Here is a 22,760-nt window from a genome sequence, read left to right on the forward strand (position 1 = left end):
CCCGCGGCGCTCGCACGGACACGAGCCTGGCTCCGGACGCGGCCGGTCCGGCGGCCGCAAGCCCTGCCTGCCTCCTCCTCAAACAGGCGCGGCGAGCAGTTCGCGCGCGATGATCATCAGCTGCACTTCGCTCGCGCCTTCGTGGATGCGCAGGGCGCGCACGTCGCGGTACAGCCGTTCCACCGTAGATCCGCGCTGCACCCCGCGCGCGCCGAACAGCTGCAGCGCGGCGTCGATCACGCGCTGTGCGCTTTCGGTGGCGGCCAGCTTGGCCATCGCCGCGGCCTGCGTCACCCTGCCGCCGGCGTCGCGCAGCCAGGCCGCGCGGTAGGTGAGCAGCGCGGCGGCGTCGATGTCGAGCGCCATCTGCGCCAGTTTCGCCTGGGTCAGCTGGAAGTCGGCCAGCTTGCGGCCGAACATCGGCCGCGCTGTCGCATGCGCCAGCGCTTCGGCCAGTGCGCGCCGTGCGAGGCCCAGCGCGGCGGCGGCAACCGAGGTGTGGAACACGTCGAGCGTGGCCATCGCCACCTTGAAGCCCTGCCCCTCCTCGCCCAGCAGGCAGCCGGCCGGCACGCGGCAATCCTTGAGGCGCAGGCGCGCCATCGGGTGCGGCGCCATGGTGTGGATGCGCTCGGCGATCTCGAGGCCCGGCGTGGCGGCGTCGAGGATGAAGGCCGAGATGCCGTCGGACGGCCTTTGGCCGCCGCGCCGCGCGCGTCCCGTGCCTGCGCCTGCCCCTGCCCCTGCCCCTGCCCCTGCCCCGCTATGCGCGAACAGGATATAAAAGTCGGCGATGCCGCCGTTCGAGACCCAGGTCTTGTCGCCGTCCAGCACCCAGTCGTCGCCGTCGCGCCGCGCGCCGCAGCGCAGCGCCGCCACGTCGGATCCGGCGTGCGGCTCGGACAGCGCGAAGGCGGCGATCGCCTGGCCGCATGCCACCTGCGGCAGCCAGGCGCGCTTTTGCGCTTCGCTGCCGAACAGCGAGATGGCGCCGCTGCCCAGGCCCTGCATCGCGAACGCGAAGTCGGCCAGCGCGGCGTGGCGCGCCAGCGTCTCGCGCACCAGGCACAGGGCGCGGGTGTCGATCGCCTGGCCGGCGCCGCCGTAGGTGACGCCGGCCACCGCATGGCGCAGCCAGTCGTCGCGCCCCAGGCGCTTGACCAGTGCGCGGCAAATGGCGTCGACATCGTCGCCGTGGTCGCCGGCGTGGGCGTCGCCCAGATTGGCAGCAGCCCAGCAATCGAGGGCGCGCGCCAGTTCCGCGTGGTGCGGGTCGAAGAACGGCCAGTCCAGATAGTCGTGTTCCATCATTCCCCCGATTCTTCCGTCGCCCCGGTCGCGGTCGTCGTGCACAATTATCTTACCTACGCAACCAGTCGCAGTGTCAAGTAATCATGCACAAAATCGGGTGAACGTGAGGGGCGCGCACGACATGTACTCAACCCGAGTAAATGTATAAATTTTTAGTACAATCCAGAAACTTTGCCGTATTTGCCGTATTGACCCGCGCTCACCGATGCAGGATGGCTGTCGAGCCCGGCCCGTAACCGTCATGGAACCGACCAGATGAACATTTCCGACCGGATCGCAAGTTCACGTCCCCTTGCCACCACCGCCATGCACGGCCGTGCCGAAGCGCTGAGGAATGCCGGCGAGCGCGTGATAGACCTGTCGATCGCGATCTCGCACTTCCCGGCGCCGGGCGTGGTGCTGGACGCGGTGGGTACGGCGCTGGCGCACGGACGGACCATGCCGTACACCGAGGTCGGCGGCGCCGTGCGGGTGCGCGAAGCGCTGTGCGCCAAGCTGCGCCTGGAGAACGGCATCGAGGCATCCAGCGACGAAATCATCGTCACCAACGGCTGCAAGCAAGCCTATTACGAAGCGCTGTACGCGCTGACCGATCCGGGCGACACGGTTGCCGTGTTCCGCCCCTACTGGCCGGCCTACCTGGCCACCGCCGGCCTGCTCGGCCTGAAGGTGGCGCTGGCCGACCTGCCCGAGACCCTGACCCCGGCCACGCTGGCGGCTTTCGGCAAGGTCAAGGCGCTGGTGCTGAACAATCCGCACAACCCGAGCGGCAAGGTGTTCACGCGCCAGGAACTGGAACATATCCTCGACTGGGCGGCCGCCGGCGGCACTCACCTGATCGTCGACGAAAGCTACGAGCACCTGGTGTTCGAGGGCGAACACATCAGCCTGGCCGCGCTGTGCCAGGGCCAACGCGATTGGCGCGACATCGGCATCGTCACCCTGTTCTCGGCGTCGCAAAGCTACGCCATGATGGGCTGGCGCATCGGCTTCGCGCTCGCCCCACGCAACATCGTCGGCGCGATGCAGACCCTGCAAGGGCCGATCACGGCGGCGGCGCCGCACCTGTCGCAGGTGGCGGCCGCGGCGGCGTTCGCCAGCGGCGCGCCGCACGCGATGATGGCCGACTACCGGCTGCGGCGCGACCTGGTGCTGCGCCACCTGGCCGAGGTGCCGTGGATCGCGCTGCGCGCGCCCGCCTCCGGCCCCTACCTGTGGGGCGACGTGCGCGCGCTGACGCTGGACACGGTCGGCTTCGCCGAGCGCCTGATCGAACAGGAACGGGTGGCCCTGATGCCGGGCGATGCGCTGGGGGTGCCGGGCTTCATCCGCATCGGCTACATCGCCGACGACCAAGCCACGCTGCTCGAAGGCGTGCGCCGCATCGTCGGCTTCGGCGAACGCCTGCGCGCGGCCACGCCATGAGCAAGCTCCTGTCCCGCCTGCGCCTGAACAGCCTGCGCAGCCGCCTGATGCTGCTGGTGCTGCTGGCGATCACGCCGATCGCGGTGGTCACCGTGCTGGGCGGCCTGCGCGAACGCGAGGCCGCGATCCGCGCCTCGGAAGACAACCTGAAACGCCTGACCGCGCTGGCCGCGGCCAACGAGGCGCAATCGATCGACCGCGCGCGCCAGATCCTGGTCGACCTGGTCGGCGTGCCCGACCTGATGGGCGACACCGCCGGCTGCAACGCGCTGCTGGCCGACTTCTTGGACCGCAACGAAGGCTTCGTCAACTTCGGCCTGATCCAGCCCGACGGCGAAGTCAGTTGCAGCGCGGTGCCGATGCTGCACCCGGTCAACCTGGGCGACCGCAGCCACTTCAAGCGCGCGGTCGCCGAGCGCCGCTTCATCGCCAGCGACTATGTGTTCGGGCGCGTGATCCGCAAGCACACCATCAACCTCACCTATCCCGTGATCGACCGCAACGGCCAGGTGGCGGCGGTGGTGTTCGCGGCGATGGACCTGGCCAGCCTCGACACCTTCGTGAACGACATCAGCATGCCGCCCGGCTCGATCCTGGAGACGGCCGACGCCTCGGGCAACCTGATCTCCCGCCGGCCCGACCCGGAGCGCTGGTTCGGCAAGCGCATCTCGCCGGCGCTGCTGGCGGCGCTGCGCAGCCAGAGCGGCGCGCCGGGTGCGCAAAATGCCCAGCACGGGCGCGCGGTGGTGGTGATGGGCGAAGACGGCGTCGAACGCCTGCACGCCTTTGCCCGCGTCGGCGCGCCGACGCTGACCGAGTACACGGTGACGATCGGCGTGCCGACCGCCACCATCACCCAGGTCGCGCGCGACGCCCAGCTGATGTCGCTGCTGGGCCTGGGCGCGACCACGCTGCTGGCGCTGCTGGCGGCCTGGCTCGCCGGCGACAAGCTGATCGTGCGCCGGGTGCGCAACCTGACCTCGGTGGCGCGCCGCATCGCCGCCGGCGACCTGCAGGCGCGTACTGGCAACCACGTCGGCAGCCGGACCGGGAACGGCGGCGCGCGCGAGGAAATCGGCCAGCTGGCCGTGGCGCTGGACGAGATGGCGGAAAACCTGCAGACCAAGGAAACCGCGCGCAGCCTGGCCGAGCGCGAACTGCGCGCGGCCGACCAGCGCAAGGACGAATTCCTGGCGATGCTGGCGCACGAGCTGCGCAACCCGCTGGCGCCGATCAGCACCGGCGCCCACCTGCTCAAGCTGCTGCATTCGGATAACGCCCAGATCACCCAGACCTGCGCCATCATCGCGCGCCAGGTCGAGCACATGACCAGCCTGGTGGACGACCTGCTGGACGTCTCGCGCGTGACGCGCGGCCTGGTGTCGCTGTCGACCCAGGTGCTCGACCTGCGCAACGTGGTGGGCGACGCGGCCGAGCAGATCCGGCCCCTGATCACGGCGCGCCGCCACAAGGTGGTGCTAGATCTGCCGAACGGAGCGGTGCCGGTGCGGGGCGATCACAAGCGCCTGGTGCAGGTGGTCGCCAACCTGCTCGGCAACGCCACCAAGTACACGCCCGAAGGCGGCCACATCACGCTGCGCCTGAAGGAAGACGGGCGCGACTGGCTGCTGGAAGTGAGCGACGACGGCATCGGCATGGAGCCGGGCCTGGTGACGCGCGTGTTCGACCTGTTCACCCAGGCCGAACGCACGCCCGACCGCTCGCAGGGCGGCCTCGGCCTGGGTCTGGCGCTGGCCAAGAGCCTGGTCGAGCTGCACGGCGGCAGCGTCTCGGCCGCCAGCGCCGGCCTGGGACGCGGCAGCACCTTCACCGTACGTCTGCCGCGCCACACGCCGGACAGCGCGGCGCCGGGCAGCGCCCAGGCGTTCGCCGCCGCCGTGGCCGGCCAGTCGGGCCTGGTGGCCGGCGCTGTCCCCGCCGCCAGCGCCCTGCGCATCCTGGTGGTGGACGACAACCTGGACGCCGCGCATACGCTCAACCTGTTCCTGAGCGCGGCCGGCCATGAAGTCGAGATCGCCTACTGCGCGGCCGATGCGATCGAGATCGCCAAGGTCTTCGCGCCCCAGGTCTGCCTGCTCGACATCGGCTTGCCCGATATCGACGGCAACGAGCTGGCGCGGCGCCTGCGCCGCCTGCCCCAGACCAGCAACGCCTTGCTGATCGCCGCCACCGGCTACGGCCGCACGCAGGACCGCGATGCCGCCAGCCAGGCCGGATTCGACCATTACATGGTCAAGCCCGTCAATACGGTCCAACTCAACGACTTGCTGGCTCAGGCCGCCGCGTGAACCGGGTTTGTGGCGGTGCCGATGGGCGCCGCCACCATCCCCAGTTTCAGCAGCACAACATTCCGGTAAATAGTGCGTGACAAAGGGTAGCGCGCCTGCCTAGAATTTTGCTACTAAGAAAAATTATGCGCCGTGGAGAAACTTTCTGTGGACATGCAGAACAGGACCCCACTTATGGACCCGGTTGACGAAATCGCGCAATGGCGCGTGCGGGTGTTCTCTACCCTGCTTCCGATCGTGCTCGGCCTCGGCACGATCGCGGCCATTCCCAGCATCGGCCTGATGCTGTATCGCGGCAAATGGCAGGTCGCCGTGATGGACGTGATCGCCCTGGCCTGGATCTTCGCCATCTGGCGCATGGAGCGCGTGCGCTACACCCCGCGCGTGCTGAATTTCATTGCCGTGCTTTTCCTGATCGCCATCGGCCTGATGCTGGCGGTGGGGCCGGTCGGCCTGAACTACCTGATGGCGCCGCCCCTGATGGCGGTGATCCTGCTCGGCACCGGTCCGGGCCTGGCTTGCCTGGCGCTGAGCGCGCTGTTCATCGTGGCGGTCGGCGCCAGCGGCTCCGGCGCCCTGTATATCCACGGACTGGACGGCACGCCGTTCGTTACCTCGGTGGTCATCGCCATCAACTTCAGCTGCGTCGGCGCTCTGGTCACGCTCACCGCCGGCACCATGCTCAAGGGCCTGTCGCACTCGCTGCGCGAAGCGCGCACCGCCGCCGCCTCGCTCGAGGACGGCCAGGAACGCCTGCGCAGCGTGAATGCCGAGCTGCGCCTGACTTCGGAGGCCGTGGCGCGCCTGAATGACATGGTGCTGATCGCGCGCATGGTCGATACCCCGGATGCCGAACAGCCGATCATCTTCGCCAACGACGCCTTCCTGCGCCATACCGGCTACCGCCGCGACGAGGTGGTGGGCAGCAGCGTGCGCATGCTGGCCGGCTCCGAGACCGACCGCGCCACCATCGGCCGCATCGTACAGGCGGTGCGGCGCAAGGAAGCGGTGAGCGCCGAACTGATCAACTACACGCGCGCCGGCACCCCGTTCTGGATGCAGCTCGAGATGGTGCCGTTCGCCGGCGAGACCGGCTCAATCACGCACTGGGTGATGGTCGGGCGCGACGTCACCGAGCGCCGCAACTCGGCCGAGGCGATCCACCGCCTGGCCTTCTACGACGTGCTCACCGGCCTGCCCAACCGGCGCCTGCTGATGGACCGCCTGGCCAGCCTGGTGACGGCGGCCCAGGACGGCGCGGCGCGCGGCGCGGTACTGTACGTCGACCTCGACGACTTCAAGACCATCAACGACGCCCGTGGCCACGCCATCGGCGACGTGCTGCTGCGCGAAGCGGCCGGCCGCCTGGCGGCCGTGGTCGGGAACGACGGCGTGGTGGCGCGCCTGGGCGGCGACGAATTCGTGGTACTGCTGGACGACCTGGGTGCGGACGCTGCGGCGGACAATCGGGCAGACGAGCCGGCGCGCGACGACGCACCGGCGCAGGCGCTGGCGACCGCCGAACGGATCCGCGCCGCGCTGGCCGAACGCATGGACATCGAGGGCCAGCGCTACTACGCTTCGGCCAGCGTCGGCGTGGCGCTGTCCACCGGCGGCGCCCAGACCGTGCACGACCTGCTGCGCGAAGCCGATACCGCGATGTACCACGCCAAAGCGCTGGGCCGCAACGGCGTGGCGCTGTTCGAGCCGGGCATGCTGGTCGAGGCCGAGCGTAAACTGACCCTCGAGCGCGACCTGGCCAACGCGCTGGAACACGGCGAGCTGGCACTGCACCTGCAGCTGCAGCTCGATCACGCCGGCGCCCCGCGCGGCGCCGAGCTGCTGCTGCGCTGGCGCCGCAAGGACGGGAGCATGGTGCCGCCCGACGTCTTCATCCCGGTCGCCGAATCGAGCGGCCTGATCGTGGCGCTGGGCGAATGGGTGCTGCGCCAGGCCTGCCTGGCCTGGCACACCTTGTCCGCCGCCGGCCATGCGCTGCCGCTGTCGGTCAACGTCAGCCCGGTGCAGTTCCGCCAGCCCGATTTTGTGGCGCGCGTGGCCGCCATCCTGGAAGACACCAAGGCCCCGGCCGACCAGCTGATCCTGGAAGTAACCGAAGGCGTGATGGTCGAGCGCATGGAAGAGACCATCGCGCGCATGGGCGAACTGGCGGCGCTGGGCCTGCGCATCTCGGTCGACGATTTCGGTACCGGTTACTCGAGCCTGGCCTACCTGACCCGGATGCCGCTCTACGAACTCAAGATCGACAAGAGCTTCATCCGCAACACCCCGCACGACCGCGACGCCACCGCCATCGTGCAGTCGATCCTGGCGATGGCCGGCCACCTCGGCCTGCGCGTGGTGGCCGAAGGCGTCGAGACGCCGGACCAGGCCCAGTACCTGGCGGCGCACAGCAATGCCTGCATGCAGGGCTACCTGTTCCATCGGCCGATGGCGCTGGAATCGGTGCTGGCGTTGTTCGCGCATTTGCCGGCGGTGGCGCCGGATGCGCAGGCGGCCACGCCGGCGCTGCTGCCACAGGAACCCGCACCGGCCTGAGGCCGGTCCGAAGCGCACGACCGCGCAGCCGGGCAGGCCGGAAACGCGCCAGAGCGCAGCCGGCCGTGACAATCAGCCTACTTCGGCCCGCCGAACGCGTACACGATCGGGCTGCCGGATTCTCCCTGCAGCAACTGGTAGTTGTCGATGGTCAGCGCATCGCCGCCTTCCGTGAACACCAGCGTGGCACCGCCCCGGCTCACGAACTGGGCCGGACTGGAAGCGAGGATTTCCACCGGCTCGTAACCCTTGATCGCAACATAGAACCGGCCCACCCGGCGGCTGAAGCGCACCGTTTCGCCATTGTCGAGCGTATAGGCATACTCGTAGTCGGCGAACTCGCGCGGCTCGACATGAAAGCGGCGCGTGGTGACGACCACGCTCTGCACGGAATCCGGCGCCTCGGCGGCGACGCTCGCCGGCGCTTGCTGCTGGATATATGCGAACGACGGGGAAGACAACGCCATGGAGGCGGCCAGGATCGATCCAGCGATTTTCATGCAAGTCTCCGGTGAGTTACAAAAAAATAACTGAACAAATTGTAATACCAAAAGAACGCGACCGCTCGGGACGAAACAACTTTTGGTAACCGCCTCACTCTTCCGGGTAGCGGGAGCCTGGCGCGAGGTAGAGCGGGCCGTCGCCGCATTCCGATAAGGTGTCCAGCGGATTGACCAACGGGCAAAGCTTCATCGAAAGACATCCGCAGCCAATGCACCCGCTCAGGCGATCGCGCAGCAACCCGAGGCGTGCGATACGCTCGTCCAGTTCGCCCTGCCAGCTGCTTGCCATCTTGTCCCAGTCGCGCGGTGTCGGCGTCCGGCCATCCGGTAACGCATCCAGGGCTTTGGCGATCTCGGACAAAGGCAGGCCGACGCGCTGCGCCGCCTTGATGACGCTGACCCGGCGCAGCATGTCGCGTGAATAACGGCGTTGATTCCCGTGCGTGCGGCTACTGCGGATCAATCCTTTGACCTCGTAGAAATGCAATGTCGAGACGGCGACGCCGCTACGCTTGGCCATGTCCCCGACGCTCAACCCTGCAGACCGGGCCGGATCCTCATCCTCCATCTCTTTCTTCACCATGCTTGACCTTAAGTTAAGTTGAGATTTTATTATAAGCGGGCAGTTCCACATGATCCCGACCAGAGGAGAATTTCAATGACACAGCCTGTGACAGCCCACCCGGCCAGCCCGGTCGAATACCATAACCCTGCCGGCCTGTACGATCCCGTTCCGAACGGTTACTCGCATATGGCGACGGTGACCGGCTCGACGCGGGTATTGCTGATATCCGGCCAGGGAGGGGAAAACGCGCATGGTGAACTGGCGCCCGATTTTCGTTCTCAAGTGCGCCGCGCCCTGCGCAATCTGATGATCGCCTTGACGGCAGCCGACATGACATGCAGGAACGTCGCGCGATTGACCGCGCTGGTGGTCGACCACGACGAGGACAAGCTGACGGTGTTCGGCGAAGAGATGGCACTGGTCTTCCAGCCGGGCGCAATGCCGGCATGCACCTTGATCCCGGTACCGCGGCTGGCGCTGGACGGCATGCTGTTCGAGCTGGAAGGAACGGCGTACGCCTAGAGCAATGGTCGACGCTCCGACATCCGGTTCCCGCATGAATTTATTGAAAACGGATCCCAAAGCATGAATCCACTTATCCTACGCCTGGAAACGATGCTGGAGGCAGGCAGCGACAATTTACTGCTGCGCTTCGGCCTGGGCAAGGCCTATGCGGACGTGCAGCAGTACGATCGAGCCATCGCTCACCTTGAACGCGCCGTGTTACACGATGCGATGCATTCCGGCGCATGGTTCTGGCTCGGACGCGCCCAATACGCGCTTGGCAGGTTCGATGAGGCAGAAACTACGCTGGACCGCGCAATGCTGGTCGCCTCACGCAATAAGGACCGCCAGACAGTCAATATGGCCAAGGTGTTCTTGCGCAGGGCAAGAAGCGGGGCTCTCCCTGTCCATGGCGCCGCCCCAAGTGCGACATGAGGGTCGCCGGAGTTCCCGCTGCCGGCCGCTGCCCGTGGGCTGGCGCCGCCGGCTTGCCCGTTCCGAGCAGATCGCTCCGGCGCGCGATACCGGCCGCGCGCAAGCCGCTGTCAACGCCACGTTGTCATTTCCTTTATGATGCGACTTTCGCAATAAGGGAGTGATCGAATGGGTGAGGTAGGCATCGTACTGGCCATGCTGCTGGCGGTGGTGGCAAGCGGATACCTGGTGCGGATACTGCCGTTCGCGGTGCCGCTGCCGCTGGTACAGATCGCGCTCGGCGCCATCATCTCGTCCACCACCGGCCACGGCGTACGGCTCGAACCGCACATCTTCTTCCTGCTGTTCCTGCCGCCGCTCTTGTTCCTGGACGGCTGGCGCATCCCCAAGGTCGGCCTGTTCCGCGACCGCTCCACCATCCTCGAGCTGTCGCTGGGCCTGGTGCTGTTCACCGTGATCGGTGCCGGCTACCTGATCCACTGGCTGATCCCGTCGCTGCCGCTGGCGGTGTCGTTCGCGCTGGCCGCGATCCTGGCGCCGACCGACCCGGTGGCGGTATCGGCGATCGCGGCGCGCGTGCCGATTCCGCCGCGCCTGATGCACATCCTGGAGGGCGAATCGCTGCTCAACGATGCCAGCGGCCTGGTGTGCTTCCGCTTCGCGGTGGCCGCCGCCCTGACCGGCACCTTCTCGCTGGGTGACGCCACCCTCACCTTCCTGTGGGTGGCGCTGGCCGGGATCGCCATCGGCGCCGGCCTGACCGTGATCGTCAGCGGCGCCCAGCGCATCCTGGCGGCGCGCATCGGCGAGGAAACCGGTTCGCCGATCCTGGTCAACCTGCTGCTGCCGTTCGGCGCCTACCTGGCGGCCGAGCATATGGAAGCGTCCGGCATCCTGGCCGCGGTGGCGGCCGGCATCACCATGAGCTACGTCGAATTGAGCGGACGCGCGCTGGCCACCACCCGCGTGCGGCGCGCGGCGGTGTGGGACACGGTGCAGTTCGCCCTGAACGGCGTGATGTTCGTGCTGCTGGGCGAGCAATTGCCCGACATCGTGCGCGCCGCCCTGGCCGCGCCGGAACTGCCGGCCGCGCACGACGTCTGGTGGCTGGCCGGTAACGCACTGGCGATCAGCTTCGGCCTGGTGCTGCTGCGTTTCGTCTGGGTCTGGGTCTCGCTGCGCCTGACGCTGCTGAACGCACGGCGCCAGGGCCAGGCCGTGTACAAGCCGAATCCGCGCCTGATCCTGGCCACCTCGCTGGCCGGCGTGCGCGGCGCGATCACCCTGGCCGGTGTCCTGACGCTGCCGCTGGTGCTGCCGGGCGGCGAACCGTTCCCGGGGCGCGACCTGGTGATCTTCCTGGCCAGCGCGGTGATCGTGGTGTCCCTGATCCTGGCCAGCGTCGGCCTGCCGCGCGTGCTGCGCGGGCTGGAACTGCCGGCCGAGGGCCACCATGAAAGCGAAGAGGACAATGCACGCCACGTGGCCGCAATGGCAGCCTTGGAAGCGATCGCCAAGGCGCCACCGCCACCGGCCACCGGCGGCGCCGAGCCGGGCGAGGATGCCGAGCTGCAAGCCAGCGCACTGGACCAGGTGCGCAGCCTGTACCAGTATCGCCTGGACAGCGGCGTGGCCGGCGGCATCGGCCTGGGCGTGGCACCGGCGCGGGTGCGCGCGGCCGAGGCGGCCGAACGCCACTACCGTTTGGCCGCGCTCGAGCACGAACGCGCGGTGCTGCTGCGCATGGCGCGCCACAACCAGCTGTCGGATGAGATCGCGCGCAAGCTGCTGCGCGAAATCGACCTGGTCGAGGCGCGCTACCGGTAAATTCCTGCCCGGGCCTCAAGCGCGGGCGCTGCTCCCCCGGGTGCAGCGCCTGCGTTACTTCGCGTACAGTGCGCGCCAACCACGGCGGGTAGCATCGGTGACAACAGCCACCACCGAGTGCCCGCCTCATGAGCAACGAATCCACCGACGCCGACGGCGTCAACGTCGATCCCGCCACCGCCGCCCGCGCTGCCGGCCTGCGCTATGTCCACGACGACCGGCCCGGCATCCGGCGCGAAGCCTTGAAGGACGGCTTCCGTTTTCTCGACGCCGCCGGCGACCCGGTCGCCGACGAAACCACCCTCAAGCGCATCAAGGCGCTGGTCATCCCGCCGGCCTGGACCGAAGTCTGGATCTGCCCCCAGGCCAACGGCCACCTGCAAGCCACCGGACGCGACGCGCGCGGGCGCAAGCAGTACCGCTACCACGCCAAGTGGCGCGAGGCGCGCGACGAGGTCAAGTACGAGCGCATGCTCAAGTTCGGCCAGGCCCTGCCCGCCATCCGCACGGAAGTCGACCGCGCCCTGAAGCTGCCCGGCCTGCCGCGCGAAAAAGTGCTGGCCACCATCGTCTACCTGCTCGAAGCCACCATGATGCGGGTCGGCAACGAGGAATACGCGCGCACCAATAAATCGTTCGGGCTGACCACGCTGCGCAACCGCCATGCCAAGGTCGACGGCAGCGACGTCGAGTTCAGTTTCCGCGGCAAGAGTGGCGTGTATCACAAGGTGAAGGTGCACGACCGCCGCCTGGCACGCATCGTGGCGCGCTCGCGCGACCTGCCGGGCCAGGAACTGTTCCAGTACGTCGACGAAGATGGTGCCACCCACAGCATCGATTCGAGCGACGTCAACGACTACCTGCGCGCCATCACCGGCGAAGACTACACGGCCAAGGATTTCCGCACCTGGTCGGGCACCGTGCTGGCCGCGCTGGCGCTGCAGGAATTCGAGAAGTTCGATTCCGAAGCCCAGGCCAAGAAGAACATCGTGCGCGCCATCGAATCGGTGGCCGAGAAGCTCGGCAATACGCCGTCGATCTGCCGCAAGTGCTATGTGCACCCGGCGGTGCTCGACGCTTATCTGGAGGGCGCGGCACTGGAAGTGCTGCGCGAGCGCACCGAAGAGAAGCTGTCGGAAGACCTGCACGCGCTGCAGCCCGAGGAAGCGGCGGTGCTGGCGATGCTGCAGCAGCGCCTGCGGCTGGAGCAGGAAGCCGATGCCGCTAAACCTCCGAAAGCGCCCGCCAAAGCGGCTGCCAAGAAGTCCGCGCCGAAGAAGGCGGCCGCCGCCAAGCCCGCGCCACGCAAACGCACCCGCGCCGCGACGCCCGTCGCGGCCTGACTTCACCATCAAGGAATCACATGGATCAACACTTCGACAGCAGCAAGGGATGGTCGCTGGAACTGGTCAAGCGCTTCGAGCACCAGGTCACCGGCGTCTCGGTCTCCGAGGACAACCGCATCTTCGTCAACTTTCCGCGCTGGACCGAGGATACCGCCGTCTCGGTGGCCGAACTCAAGGACGACGGCTCGGTCGTCGCCTATCCGAACGAGGAATGGAATGCCTGGCGCAACGCGCGCAAGGACGAGGTCTCGCCCGAAGACCGCTGGGTCTGCGTGCAGAGCATCGTCGCCGACGGCCGCGGCAGCCTGTGGGTGCTGGACCCGGCGGCGCCGGCCCAGGCCCACCTGGTCTCGGGCGGCGCCAAGCTGGTGCAGATCGACCTGGCGACGGACAAGGCGGTGCGCACCATCGCCTTCGATGAAGACGCCGCGCCGCAGGGCTCCTACCTGAACGACGTGCGCTTCTCGAACGACGGCAACTACGCCTACATCACCGACTCGGGCGTGGTGGGCGCGATCCTGGTAGTCGACCTGGCCGCCGGCAAGACCATGCGCCTCCTCGACAGCCATCCATCGACCCAGATGAAAAAGGGCCTGGACGTGACAGCCGACGGCGAGGTGCTGCGCCGCCCGGACGGACGCGGCGTCGAGTTCTCGGCCGACGGCATCGAACTATCGGACGATGGCCAGTACCTGTACTGGCAGGCGATCAAGGGCGACACGCTGTACCGTATTCCAACCAACGTGCTGATCGAGAAAGGCCTGCTGGGCCAGGACGTGGGCGAGGCGGTCGAGGAATACGGCGTCAACGGCGTCAACGACGGCCTGATCATCCCGCACGGCACCAACACCATGCTCCTCACGGCGGTACAGGACGACGCAATCAAGATGCGCGACCTCGACCAGGGCCCCGGTGCCGAAGCGCAGGTGCTGGTGCATGACGAACGCCTGCGCTGGCCCGACACCTTCACCCAGGGCCCGGACGGCGCGGTGTACGTGACCTCGTCGCACATCCAGGATTCCGCCTTCTTCAAGCCGGACGCGCCGGCCGCGCTGCCGACCGAATTGTGGCGGCTGCGCGCGGCTTGAACCTTATTGGGCGCTGGCGCCCGACTGCTTGACCACCTTGCCCCATTTGGCGCTCTCGGCGCCGATGAAGGCGGCGAACTGCTCGGGCGTGCCGCCCAGCGGTTCGGCGCCCTGCTCCATCAGCTTTTTCTTGACCTCGGGATCGGCCAGCGCCTTGAGTACCGAGGCGTTCAGCCTGGCCACCACCGGCGCCGGCGTTTTCGCCGGCGCCAGCAGGCCGAACCAGGAGGTGGCCTCGAAGCCCGGGACCCCGGCTTCGGCCACCGTCGGCACGTCCGGCAGCGCCTGAGAACGGTTGGCGGTGGTGACCGCCAGCGGCCGCAGTTTACCGGCGCGCACGAAGCCGATCGCCGACGGCATATTGTCGAACATGATCGCGGTATGGCCGCCGACCAGGTCGTTCAAGGCCGGCGCGCTGCCACGATAGGCCACGTTCTGCACGTCCACGCCGGCCATGTGCTTGAACAGCTCGGCCGACAGGTGAATCGAAGTGCCGACGCCCGAATTGGCCACCGTCACCTTGCCCGGATTGGCCTTGGCATACGCGATCAGTTCCTTGACGTTCTTGTAGGGCTGGGCCGGATGCGCCACCAGCAGGTTGGGCACCGCCGCCACGCGTGCGATCGGCACGAAGTCCTTGACCGGATCGAACGGCATCTTCGCGTACAGGCTGGCGTTGATGGCGTGCGTGCCGACCGTTCCCATCACCAAGGTGTAGCCGTCGGGCGCCGCGCGCGCCACCGCCTGGGCGCCGATATTGCCGCCGGCACCGGCGCGGTTGTCGACGATCACCGGCTGGCCCAGGTCGCGGCTCATGCTCTGGCCGACCACGCGCGCCAGGATGTCGGTGGTGCCGCCGGCCGAGAACGGGACGATGATCGTGACCGGCTTGTTCGGATAGGCGGCCTGCGCCTGCGCCGCAAGGGGCGCCAGCGTCAGGGCGCCGAGGGCGAGTGCGACAGCGAAGGTGCAGGTACGGCGTTTGACAGCGACAGCGGGAATGCGTGACATGGGAAGTCTCCAGGAAGGTGAACCGATGCAGGCAAACTGCCGCCCGTGGCCGAGGCCCGGGCGCGCAGCGGTGACGAGCGCCGCCAGGATTGGCGAACGCTGAGAACTGAACGCTGGAGACGAACGATGCGCGGCGGCGCAGGCGGGGCTGCGCGCAAGGGGGAAGCACTGGCGGCGATAGCGGCATTGCTGCCGCCGCGCGCCGGGTGATGTCGATGCATGGCTGTCTCCATTTTGTTTGCCGCGGCCTGCTTCGTGGCGGCCGCGTGCTCACACCATCAACTGCAGGCGAGGAACGCCGTCCCCCGCCTTTGACACGATCTTACTTGAGCAAACCGGAACGCGACGGATCCGGCATGCGCCACGCCACCAGGAACGAGATCGCGCACATGCCCGTCACGTACCAGTAGAAGTTCTGCTCCATGCCGCCCGACTTGAACCACAGTGCCACGTATTCGGCCGAACCGCCGAACATGGCGTTGGCCACCGCGTAGGACAGGCCCACGCCCAGCGCGCGCACTTCGACCGGGAACATCTCGGCCTTGATCAGGCCACTGATCGAAGTGTACAGGCTCACGATCGCCAGCGCCGCCATGATCAGCACGCAGGCGATCACGGGATTGGTGACGCTGCCCAGCGCGAACATGATCGGCGCGGTGCACAGCGTGGCCAGGCCGCCGAACCACAGCATCGAATTGCGGCGGCCGATGCGGTCCGACAGTGCGCCGAACAGCGGCTGCATGCACATATAGGCCAGCAGCGCCACCGTCATCACGGCGCTGGCGGTCTTGGCGTGGAAGCCCACGGTGTTGACCAGGTACTTCTGCATGTAGGTGGTGAATGCGTAGAAGATCAGCGAACCTCCGGCGGTGAAGCCCAGCACCGTGATGAAGGCGCGCTTGTGCGACAGCAGCGTCGACAGGCGGCCGGCCTGGTTGCTGGTGCGTTCGGATGCGGTGGTGGTCTCGGTCAGCGAGCGGCGCAGGTAGAGCGAGACCAGCGCGGCGCAGGCGCCCAGCACGAACGGGATGCGCCAGCCCCAGGCGCGGATCTCGGCTTCGCTCAGCACCTGCTGCAATACCACCAGCACCAGCAGCGCCAGCAGCTGGCCGCCGATCAGGGTCACGTACTGGAACGACGCGAAGAAGCCGCGCCGTCCCGACTGCGCCACTTCGCTCATGTAGGTGGCGCTGGTGCCGTACTCGCCGCCCACCGACAGGCCCTGGAACAGGCGCGCCAGCAGCAGCAGGGCCGGCGCCGCGGTACCGATCTGGGCGTAGGTCGGCAGCACCGCGATCATCAGGGAACCGAAGCACATCATCAGCACCGAAATCAGCATCGAATTCTTGCGACCATAACGGTCGGCGATGCGGCCGAACAGCCAGCCACCGACGGGACGCATCAGGAAGCCGGCGGCGAAGATGCCGGCGGTGTTGAGCAGCTGGGTGGTCGGGTTCCCGGACGGGAAGAAGGCGGCCGAGAAATACAGCGCCAGGAAGGAATAGATGTAGAAGTCGAACCACTCGACCAGGTTGCCCGACGAGGCGCCGACGATCGCCATCACGCGCTGGCGCGGGGTCAGGTCGGCGGTGGGTGATGCCGCCTTGTCGATGTCGATGTTGCCGGTGGTGCGTGCCTTTGCTTGACTGCTTGTTGCCATGAATCGTCTCCTGCTCTTCTTCTGAAAAACCCGAACGCTAGACGCGTTCGAGGATAAGGGCGATACCTTGCCCCACGCCGACGCACATCGTGCACAGCGCGTAGCCCCCGCCGGATTGCTCCAGCTGAACCAAGGCGGTAGTGGCCAGGCGCGCGCCGCTCATGCCCAGCGGATGGCCGAGCGCGATGGCGCCTCCCTGCGGGTTGACGCGCGGGTCGTCGTCCGGCAGGCCCAGCTCGCGCAGCACCGCCAGGCCCTGCGCGGCGAATGCTTCGTTGAGTTCGATGAGGTCCATCTGCTCGAGGCTCAAGCCGGTCTGGCGCAGCAGCTTGCGCACCGCCGGCACCGGGCCGATGCCCATCACGCGCGGCTCGACGCCGGCGGTGGCCATGCCGACGATACGCGCACGCGGCGTCAAGCCATGGATCGCGGCCGCTTCGCGGCTGGCCACGATCAGGGCGCAGGCGCCGTCGTTGATGCCGGACGCGTTGCCGGCGGTGACCGTGCCGTCAGGGCGTACGACGGGCTTGAGTTTGGCCAGCGCTTCCAGGCTGGTGGCGCGCGGGTGCTCGTCGCGCGCTACGACGACCGGCTCGCCCTTCTTCTGCGGGATGGTCACCGCGATCGTCTCGCGCTCGAACAGTCCGGCGGCCTGCGCGGCGGCGGCCTTGGCCTGGCTGGCGAGGGCGAAGCGGTCCTGGTCTTCGCGGCTGATGCCGTAGTCGCGCGCGACGTTTTCCGCCGTCTCGGGCATGGTCTCGGTGCCGTACTGCGCCTGCAGCGCCGGGTTGATGAAGCGCCAGCCCATGGTGGTGTCCTGCAGCTGCGCCTGACGTCCGAACGGCGTCTCGGCCTTGCCCATCACGAACGGGGCGCGCGTCATCGATTCGACGCCGCCGGCGACGACGAGGCTTGCTTCACCGGTCTTGATAGCGCGCGCGGCGTAGCCCAGCGCGTCGAGGCCGGAGCCGCACAGGCGGTTGATGGTGGTGGCGCCGGCCTGCGCAGGCAGGCCGGCCAGCAGCGCGGACATGCGCGCCACATTGCGGTTGTCTTCGCCGGCCTGGTTGGCGCAGCCGAGGATCACCTCGTCCAGCGCGCTCCAGTCGACATTCGGGTTGCGCGCCACCAGCGCGCGCAGCGGGATCGCGCCCAGGTCGTCGGCGCGGACGTCCTTCAGGGCGCCGCCGTAGCGGCCGATGGGGGTGCGGATGGCGTCACAGATAAAAGCGTCTTGCATGGTGTGTCCTATCTTGCTGCCCGCCGCTCAACGCGCAAGCGGCTGGTCGATCAGGGGAATGCCGGTGATGCGTTCGAGTTCGGCGAACGACAGGCCTGCGACGATCTCGCGCACCGCCAGGCCGTCCGGCGTGACGTCGAGCACCGCCAGGTCGGTATAGATGCGGCTGACGCAGCCGACGCCGGTCAGCGGATAGCTGCACTGCGCGACGATCTTGCTGGCGCCATCGCGGGTCTGGTGTTCCATCATCACGAAGACCCGCTTGGCGCCGATCGCCAGGTCCATGGCGCCGCCGACCGCCGGAATCGCATCCGGCGCGCCGGTGTGCCAGTTGGCCAGGTCGCCCCGCTGCGAGACCTGGAACGCGCCCAGCACGCAGATGTCGAGGTGGCCGCCGCGCATCATCGCGAACGAGTCGGCGTGGTGGAAGTAGCTGCCGCCGGCCAGCAGCGTCACCGGCTGCTTGCCGGCGTTGATCAGGTCTTCGTCTTCTTCGCCGGGCACAGGCGGCGGACCCATGCCGAGCAGGCCGTTCTCGCTGTGCAGGAAGATCTCGCGATCATGCGGCAGGTGGGCGCCGACCATGGTCGGCAGGCCGATGCCGAGGTTGACGTAGGCGCCTTCGGGGATGTCGTGCGCGACGCGCGCGGCGATCTGGTCGCGGCTCAATCGTTGCATGCTGATTCTCCTTGCTGCGTTCCTTGCTGCCCCGCCTGAAGCACCACGTGCTGCACGAAGATGCCGGGGGTGACGATGGTTTCCGGATCGAGCTGGCCGAGGTCGACGATCTCGGACACCTGGGCGATGGTGCAGCGCGCCGCCATCGCCATGATCGGACCGAAGTTGCGCGCGGTCTTGCGGTACACCAGGTTGCCCCAGCGGTCGCCGCGCAGCGCCTTGATCAGCGCGAAGTCGGCGTGGATGGGATGCTCGAGCACGTAGTGGCGGCCGTCGATCAGGCGCGTTTCCTTGCCTTCTGCGAGCGCGGTGCCGTAGCCGGTCGGGGTGAAGAAGCCGCCGATGCCGGCGCCGGCAGCGCGAATGCGTTCGGCCAGGTTCCCCTGCGGGACCAGTTCCAGCTCGATCTCGCCGGCGCGGTACAGGGCGTCGAACACGTGCGAATCGCTCTGGCGCGGGAACGAGCAGACGATCTTGCGCACGCGGCGCGCCTTGAGCAGCGCGGCCAGGCCGGTGTCGCCGTTGCCGGCATTGTTGTTGACGATGGTGAGGTCGCGCGCGCCGTGGTGGATCAGCGCGTCGATCAGCGCCGAGGGCATGCCGGCGGTGCCGAAGCCGCCGATCAGGACCGTGGCGCCATCGTGGATGCCCGCCACCGCCGCCTCGAGCGAGGGTGAAATCTTGTCGATCATGGTGAGTTTCCTGTTCCGTGCCGGGGCACGGTGTCTCCGTTGACTCTGTTCGATGGAATATCCGTCTGACGCGGCTCGTGTGGCCTTGTTCGTTTATCGCACCGAATGTTTGATGACAGAACGAATGATCCAAGTGTAGGATTGCTCCGGCCGGCGGCGCAAGCCGGTTAGCGCAAATGTGTTCGATTGGCGAACGCTTTCTGCGCTCATCACAAGAGCGACAATATGAACGCAGAGAATCCGGAAGAGACCATCGACGACGGCGCCGCAACCGCCAGTGACCCCAATTTCATGCTGTCGCTGGCGCGTGGCCTGCAGGTGCTGCAAGCCTTCAGCGACCAGCGCCGCAGCCTGACCATCGCCCAGCTGAGCCACCGCACCGGCATCCCGCGCGCCTCGGTGCGGCGCTGCCTGCATACCTTGATCGCGCTCGGCTACGCGGAAGCGGAGAACAACCATTTCTCGCTCAAGCCCAAGGTACTGTCGCTCGGCTACTCCTACCTGTCGTCGACGCCATTGACGGTGTCGGCCCACCCTTACCTGAACCGGATCAGCCGCAGCCTGAACGAATCGTGTTCGCTGGCGGTGCTGCAGGACGACGAGGTGCTGTACGTAGGCCGCTCGGCGGCGTCGCGCATCATGTCGGTGTCGCTGACCACCGGCAGCCGTTTGCCAGCCTACTGCACCGCGCTGGGACGGGTGCTGCTGGCGCATCTGCCGGAGGCCGAACTCGACGCCTACCTGGCGCGCGTGCCGCTCAAGGCGATGACCGAGTTCACGGTGGTCAATCCGGATCGGCTGAAGGAAATCCTGGCAGGCGTGCGCGCCGACGGCTACGCGATCCTGGAAGAAGAACTGGAGATCGGCCTGCGTTCGATCGCGGTACCGGTTTGCGGCGCCTCAGGCAACGTACTGGCGGCGCTGAACATCGGCGCGCACGCGGCACGGGTGTCGAAGCGCAAGATGCAGGACGAATTCCTGCCGGCGCTGCTGCAAGGCGCGCAAGACCTGTCGATTCTGCTGCCTTGAGCGCCCTGCCGGCGATGCGCTAGCGCCGGCCGGCGCGCGCCAGCGTGCGGCTCAGGCGCGCCAGGTCGACCGGTTTGACGTGGTATTCGTCAAAGCCTGCCGCCAGCGCCGAGGCGCGGTCACTGGCCTGACCGTAGCCGGACATTGCGATCAGCAGCGCGCCAGCGTCATGCCGTCCATGCCAGGCAGGCCAATATCGAGCAGGCAAACGTCGGGCTGCGCTTCGCCCGCATACCCAAGCGCCTGCAGCGGGTCGGCGAAGGCCGCTACCCGGTGCCCCAGCGAGCCGACTAGCGAGGCAAGCATGGACAGCGCGTCCAGGTTGTCTTCCACGATCAGGATCGACAATGGCCGTTCGCCCCGATGCAGCGCAACCGTGTCGTCCGATTGCGCGAGCGGCGCTGCCGACTGCTGCGCAGCGGGCAAGCACACGACGAAGCGCGCACCCTGCCCCAAACCGTCGCTGTGCGCGCTCACGCTGCCGCCATGCAGGCCAACCAGGCTGCGCACCAGCGCCAGGCCGATACCCAGCCCGCCCTGGCGCCGGTCGGAGCTGCGTTCGGCCTGCACGAACAGGTCGAACGCATGTTCGATCATGTCCGGCGTCAGGCCGACGCCGTTGTCGCCCACCGTCACCAGCACCTGGTCGGCGCCCGCCTCCAGTTGGACCGCGATCTCGCCGCCGTCCGGCGTGAATTTGGTGGCGTTATTAAGGAGATTCGCCAGTACCTGCACCAGGCGCTTGCGGTCGCCTTCGATGTAAGCTGGCACTGGTGGCTGATGCACCTGCAGCGCGTGGCGGCGCGCTTCGATTGCGGGGCGTACCTGTTCCAGCGCCTCGACCACGATGCGCCTGGCATCGAGGACTTCGCGCGTGAGCGTGATCATGCCGCGGGTAACGCGCGAAACGTCCAGCAGTTCGTCGATCAGGTCGCTCATATGGCGTACCTGGCGCGTGATCACCTCGCTGGTGCGACGCACCTGCGCCGGGTCGCGCCCGCCCAGCGCTAACACCGAGGCGGCCGCACCGATCGGCGCCAGCGGATTGCGCAGCTCGTGCGCCAGCATCGCCAGGAACTCGTCTTTGCGGCGGTCGGCCTCGAGCAGTGCCTGCTCGGCGCGGATGCGGTCGTCGATGTCGATGGCGGTCGCGGTAGCACCCACCAGCTCGCCATCCACGTTGCGGACCGGCGCAGCCGAGACCAGGACCATTTTGCGTGCATGCCCGGTGCCGAACGGCACCAACTCGATCAGACAGCGCTCGACCGTTTCGCCGTTCAGCGCGCGCGCCAGCGGCCAGTCGGCCGGCGCCAGCCGATCGCCGCTGCGCGCCCCATCGCGGAACCAGCCGGTCCATCCGGCGAAGTCGAACCGCCCCTGCTGTAGCGGGACGGAGGTGCCGAACAGCGCCTCGCTGCTCGGGTTGTTATGCAACAGCAGCGCATCGCGGTCTACCACCATGATCCCGACCTGGGCCGCCTGCAGCACGCCGGCAAGGTAGGATCTGCTCCGCTCTGCGTTCAGCGCGTTGCCGCGCGCCTGCTCCTCGCTCGCCTCCAGCGCCTGCTGTGCGCGCACCCGCGACGTGATGTCAATCGTGGTGTGCGACACGCACAGCAGCTCGCCCTGCTCGTCATACACCGGCGTGTTGGTGGCGCTCCAATACATGTCTTCGAACCAGCTGCGGCCGTCGCGATGCATCTCAATCGGATAGTGCTGCGCCGGCATCAGCTGCGCTTCACCGCTGGCGATCGCGTTCGCGATCGAACGCGCCAGCGCATCGGTGCCGACATCGCCACTTGCGCCCGGGGCGCTCGGGAACGCCTCGAACAAGGGCTTGCCCAGCACTTCGTCGCGGCGCCGCGCCACCGAAGCGAGGAACGCGTCATTGACCGCCAGGATCTCGAGCCCTGGCGTGGGTGCCAGCAGGTACTGGCCGATCGGGGAGCGGTCAAAGGCGGCGGTGAAGAAGCGCTCGCCCGGCAGCGCCGGCAGCGCGCGGCCGGCGCCGCTCAACCGGACACCGGACGCGGTCCGCCAAAGGCACCGGGCAAGCGCCCGACGTTGGCAATCACCCGCCGTGTCTTGAACGAAGCCAGCAAACGCAGCAACGTATCCACGCTGACCGGCTTGAGCAGATAGGCGTCGAAGCCGGCGGCGCGGGAGCGTTCGCGGATACCCGCCTCGGCGTAGCCGGTGACGGCCACGATCAGGGCCTGCGCCATCGCCGTTAGCGCGCGCAGGCGCCGGCACAGCTCGAATCCGTCGAGGTTGCTGAAGACCAGCGAACTGAAAACCACGTCAGGCGGCTTGCGCGACGCGTGCTCTATGGCGCCGAGCACCCCATCGACCGCAGTGACGACGTAGCCATGGCCTTGCAACAGGGTGGCGAACAGATCGCGGATCGCTTGGTCCTGCTCGACCAGCAGGATGTGGAGTGGCCGGCGCAGATTGAGGGGCATCGATGGAACACGAACGGTGGGGGGTCGCCGGATTATACGATCGGCGTGTCGCGCCAGTCGCACCCGAGGCCAATCGTGCGCGCATCTGCCGGGTCGAGACGTCGCGCCTACGCCAC

20 protein-coding genes are annotated in these 22,760 nt (G+C 67.9%); 9 read left to right on the plus strand and 11 right to left on the minus strand.

What is annotated here, in order from left to right; genetic code table 11:
* Nucleotides 1-78 precede the first annotated feature (78 nt).
* On the minus strand, nt 79-1,311 hold the full coding sequence (locus RTQ83_RS08550) for an acyl-CoA dehydrogenase family protein (protein WP_312513293.1): 1,233 nt from the start codon (nt 1,309-1,311) through the stop codon (nt 79-81).
* A 255-nt stretch (nt 1,312-1,566) separates the two neighbouring features.
* On the opposite strand from RTQ83_RS08550, the gene RTQ83_RS08555 reads away from it, so the two are divergent.
* The 3 genes from RTQ83_RS08555 to RTQ83_RS08565 all read left to right on the plus strand — a co-directional run bounded on the left by RTQ83_RS08555 (nt 1,567) and on the right by RTQ83_RS08565 (nt 7,604).
* On the plus strand, nt 1,567-2,736 hold the full coding sequence (locus RTQ83_RS08555; RefSeq protein WP_312513295.1) for a pyridoxal phosphate-dependent aminotransferase: 1,170 nt from the start codon (nt 1,567-1,569) through the stop codon (nt 2,734-2,736).
* Nucleotides 2,733-5,045: an ATP-binding protein gene (locus tag RTQ83_RS08560; RefSeq protein ID WP_312513298.1), complete on the plus strand. Its 2,313-nt coding sequence runs from the start codon at nt 2,733-2,735 to the stop codon at nt 5,043-5,045. Before RTQ83_RS08555 ends, RTQ83_RS08560 begins: the two co-directional genes overlap by 4 nt.
* 174 nt (nt 5,046-5,219) lie before the next feature.
* On the plus strand, nt 5,220-7,604 hold the full coding sequence (locus RTQ83_RS08565) for an EAL domain-containing protein (RefSeq protein ID WP_312513300.1): 2,385 nt from the start codon (nt 5,220-5,222) through the stop codon (nt 7,602-7,604).
* Between the two features lie 77 nt (nt 7,605-7,681).
* On the opposite strand, the gene RTQ83_RS08570 is transcribed toward RTQ83_RS08565, so the two are convergent.
* A complete protein-coding gene (locus tag RTQ83_RS08570; RefSeq protein WP_312513302.1) occupies nt 7,682-8,104 on the minus strand; it encodes a hypothetical protein in 423 nt (140 codons plus the stop codon).
* Between the two features lie 94 nt (nt 8,105-8,198).
* The gene (gene soxR / locus RTQ83_RS08575; RefSeq protein WP_312513304.1) at nt 8,199-8,690 is read right to left on the minus strand and encodes a redox-sensitive transcriptional activator SoxR; all 492 of its coding nucleotides are present in this window, start codon (nt 8,688-8,690) and stop codon (nt 8,199-8,201) included.
* A 75-nt stretch (nt 8,691-8,765) separates the two neighbouring features.
* Here soxR and RTQ83_RS08580 point away from each other — a divergent pair, with 75 nt between their 5' ends.
* The 5 genes from RTQ83_RS08580 to RTQ83_RS08600 all read left to right on the plus strand — a co-directional run bounded on the left by RTQ83_RS08580 (nt 8,766) and on the right by RTQ83_RS08600 (nt 13,872).
* Nucleotides 8,766-9,194 carry a Rid family hydrolase gene (locus RTQ83_RS08580; protein ID WP_312513306.1) on the plus strand — a complete coding sequence of 143 codons (429 nt, stop codon included), beginning with the start codon at nt 8,766-8,768 and terminating at the stop codon, nt 9,192-9,194.
* Between the two features lie 63 nt (nt 9,195-9,257).
* Nucleotides 9,258-9,611 carry a tetratricopeptide repeat protein gene (locus tag RTQ83_RS08585; RefSeq protein WP_312513308.1) on the plus strand — a complete coding sequence of 118 codons (354 nt, stop codon included), beginning with the start codon at nt 9,258-9,260 and terminating at the stop codon, nt 9,609-9,611.
* 168 nt (nt 9,612-9,779) lie between these two features.
* Nucleotides 9,780-11,438 (plus strand): Na+/H+ antiporter, encoded by a 1,659-nt coding sequence (locus tag RTQ83_RS08590; protein ID WP_312513310.1) that lies wholly within the window; start codon nt 9,780-9,782, stop codon nt 11,436-11,438.
* Nucleotides 11,439-11,566: 128 nt separating this feature from the next.
* Nucleotides 11,567-12,781 (plus strand): DNA topoisomerase IB, encoded by a 1,215-nt coding sequence (locus RTQ83_RS08595; RefSeq protein WP_312513313.1) that lies wholly within the window; start codon nt 11,567-11,569, stop codon nt 12,779-12,781.
* Nucleotides 12,782-12,801: 20 nt separating this feature from the next.
* A complete protein-coding gene (locus tag RTQ83_RS08600) occupies nt 12,802-13,872 on the plus strand; it encodes an L-dopachrome tautomerase-related protein (RefSeq protein WP_312513315.1) in 1,071 nt (356 codons plus the stop codon).
* A gap of 3 nt (nt 13,873-13,875) precedes the next feature.
* Here the strand turns inward: RTQ83_RS08600 and RTQ83_RS08605 are convergent, their stop codons facing one another.
* The 5 genes from RTQ83_RS08605 to RTQ83_RS08625 all read right to left on the minus strand — a co-directional run bounded on the left by RTQ83_RS08605 (nt 13,876) and on the right by RTQ83_RS08625 (nt 19,153).
* Nucleotides 13,876-14,883 (minus strand): tripartite tricarboxylate transporter substrate binding protein, encoded by a 1,008-nt coding sequence (locus RTQ83_RS08605; protein ID WP_312513317.1) that lies wholly within the window; start codon nt 14,881-14,883, stop codon nt 13,876-13,878.
* Nucleotides 14,884-15,205: 322 nt separating this feature from the next.
* Nucleotides 15,206-16,543 (minus strand): MFS family transporter, encoded by a 1,338-nt coding sequence (locus RTQ83_RS08610; RefSeq protein ID WP_312513319.1) that lies wholly within the window; start codon nt 16,541-16,543, stop codon nt 15,206-15,208.
* A gap of 37 nt (nt 16,544-16,580) precedes the next feature.
* Nucleotides 16,581-17,783 (minus strand): 3-oxoadipyl-CoA thiolase, encoded by a 1,203-nt coding sequence (gene pcaF, locus RTQ83_RS08615; RefSeq protein ID WP_312513321.1) that lies wholly within the window; start codon nt 17,781-17,783, stop codon nt 16,581-16,583.
* 27 nt (nt 17,784-17,810) lie between these two features.
* The gene (locus tag RTQ83_RS08620) at nt 17,811-18,461 is read right to left on the minus strand and encodes a CoA transferase subunit B (RefSeq protein WP_312513323.1); all 651 of its coding nucleotides are present in this window, start codon (nt 18,459-18,461) and stop codon (nt 17,811-17,813) included.
* Complete coding sequence (locus RTQ83_RS08625; protein WP_312513325.1) at nt 18,449-19,153, minus strand: 3-oxoacid CoA-transferase subunit A; 705 nt, start codon at nt 19,151-19,153, stop codon at nt 18,449-18,451. Before RTQ83_RS08625 ends, RTQ83_RS08620 begins: the two co-directional genes overlap by 13 nt.
* A gap of 225 nt (nt 19,154-19,378) precedes the next feature.
* On the opposite strand from RTQ83_RS08625, the gene RTQ83_RS08630 reads away from it, so the two are divergent.
* On the plus strand, nt 19,379-20,182 hold the full coding sequence (locus RTQ83_RS08630) for an IclR family transcriptional regulator C-terminal domain-containing protein (RefSeq protein ID WP_312513327.1): 804 nt from the start codon (nt 19,379-19,381) through the stop codon (nt 20,180-20,182).
* Nucleotides 20,183-20,201: 19 nt separating this feature from the next.
* On the opposite strand, the gene RTQ83_RS08635 is transcribed toward RTQ83_RS08630, so the two are convergent.
* Genes RTQ83_RS08635 through RTQ83_RS08645 form a run of 3 tightly spaced genes read right to left on the minus strand, consistent with a single transcriptional unit; the run spans nt 20,202 to nt 22,644 of the window.
* Nucleotides 20,202-20,327: a hypothetical protein gene (locus RTQ83_RS08635; protein WP_312513329.1), complete on the minus strand. Its 126-nt coding sequence runs from the start codon at nt 20,325-20,327 to the stop codon at nt 20,202-20,204.
* A 5-nt stretch (nt 20,328-20,332) separates the two neighbouring features.
* A complete protein-coding gene (locus RTQ83_RS08640; protein WP_312513331.1) occupies nt 20,333-22,198 on the minus strand; it encodes an ATP-binding protein in 1,866 nt (621 codons plus the stop codon).
* Nucleotides 22,195-22,644, minus strand: coding sequence for a response regulator (locus RTQ83_RS08645; RefSeq protein ID WP_312513333.1), 450 nt, complete (start codon nt 22,642-22,644; stop codon nt 22,195-22,197). Before RTQ83_RS08645 ends, RTQ83_RS08640 begins: the two co-directional genes overlap by 4 nt.
* Nucleotides 22,645-22,760 lie beyond the last annotated feature (116 nt).

It is taken from the genome of Massilia sp. (assembly GCF_031995545.1).
Lineage (GTDB): Bacteria > Pseudomonadota > Gammaproteobacteria > Burkholderiales > Burkholderiaceae_D > Telluria.

Excerpts from the sequence above, each read along its gene's own strand:
- pcaF (WP_312513321.1), bottom strand. The coding sequence starts at position 17,783 with ATGCAAGACGCTTTTATCTGTGACGCCATCCGCACCCCCATCGGCCGC.
- RTQ83_RS08570 (WP_312513302.1), bottom strand. The coding sequence starts at position 8,104 with ATGAAAATCGCTGGATCGATCCTGGCCGCCTCCATGGCGTTGTCTTCC.
- RTQ83_RS08580 (WP_312513306.1), top strand. The coding sequence starts at position 8,766 with ATGACACAGCCTGTGACAGCCCACCCGGCCAGCCCGGTCGAATACCAT.
- RTQ83_RS08585 (WP_312513308.1), top strand. The coding sequence starts at position 9,258 with ATGAATCCACTTATCCTACGCCTGGAAACGATGCTGGAGGCAGGCAGC.
- RTQ83_RS08605 (WP_312513317.1), bottom strand. The coding sequence starts at position 14,883 with ATGTCACGCATTCCCGCTGTCGCTGTCAAACGCCGTACCTGCACCTTC.
- RTQ83_RS08595 (WP_312513313.1), top strand. The coding sequence starts at position 11,567 with ATGAGCAACGAATCCACCGACGCCGACGGCGTCAACGTCGATCCCGCC.
- RTQ83_RS08590 (WP_312513310.1), top strand. The coding sequence starts at position 9,780 with ATGGGTGAGGTAGGCATCGTACTGGCCATGCTGCTGGCGGTGGTGGCA.
- RTQ83_RS08630 (WP_312513327.1), top strand. The coding sequence starts at position 19,379 with ATGAACGCAGAGAATCCGGAAGAGACCATCGACGACGGCGCCGCAACC.
- RTQ83_RS08625 (WP_312513325.1), bottom strand. The coding sequence starts at position 19,153 with ATGATCGACAAGATTTCACCCTCGCTCGAGGCGGCGGTGGCGGGCATC.
- RTQ83_RS08565 (WP_312513300.1), top strand. The coding sequence starts at position 5,220 with ATGGACCCGGTTGACGAAATCGCGCAATGGCGCGTGCGGGTGTTCTCT.
- RTQ83_RS08600 (WP_312513315.1), top strand. The coding sequence starts at position 12,802 with ATGGATCAACACTTCGACAGCAGCAAGGGATGGTCGCTGGAACTGGTC.
- RTQ83_RS08635 (WP_312513329.1), bottom strand. The coding sequence starts at position 20,327 with ATGTCCGGCTACGGTCAGGCCAGTGACCGCGCCTCGGCGCTGGCGGCA.
- RTQ83_RS08610 (WP_312513319.1), bottom strand. The coding sequence starts at position 16,543 with ATGGCAACAAGCAGTCAAGCAAAGGCACGCACCACCGGCAACATCGAC.
- RTQ83_RS08645 (WP_312513333.1), bottom strand. The coding sequence starts at position 22,644 with ATGCCCCTCAATCTGCGCCGGCCACTCCACATCCTGCTGGTCGAGCAG.
- RTQ83_RS08550 (WP_312513293.1), bottom strand. The coding sequence starts at position 1,311 with ATGATGGAACACGACTATCTGGACTGGCCGTTCTTCGACCCGCACCAC.
- RTQ83_RS08555 (WP_312513295.1), top strand. The coding sequence starts at position 1,567 with ATGAACATTTCCGACCGGATCGCAAGTTCACGTCCCCTTGCCACCACC.
- soxR (WP_312513304.1), bottom strand. The coding sequence starts at position 8,690 with ATGGTGAAGAAAGAGATGGAGGATGAGGATCCGGCCCGGTCTGCAGGG.
- RTQ83_RS08620 (WP_312513323.1), bottom strand. The coding sequence starts at position 18,461 with ATGCAACGATTGAGCCGCGACCAGATCGCCGCGCGCGTCGCGCACGAC.
- RTQ83_RS08560 (WP_312513298.1), top strand. The coding sequence starts at position 2,733 with ATGAGCAAGCTCCTGTCCCGCCTGCGCCTGAACAGCCTGCGCAGCCGC.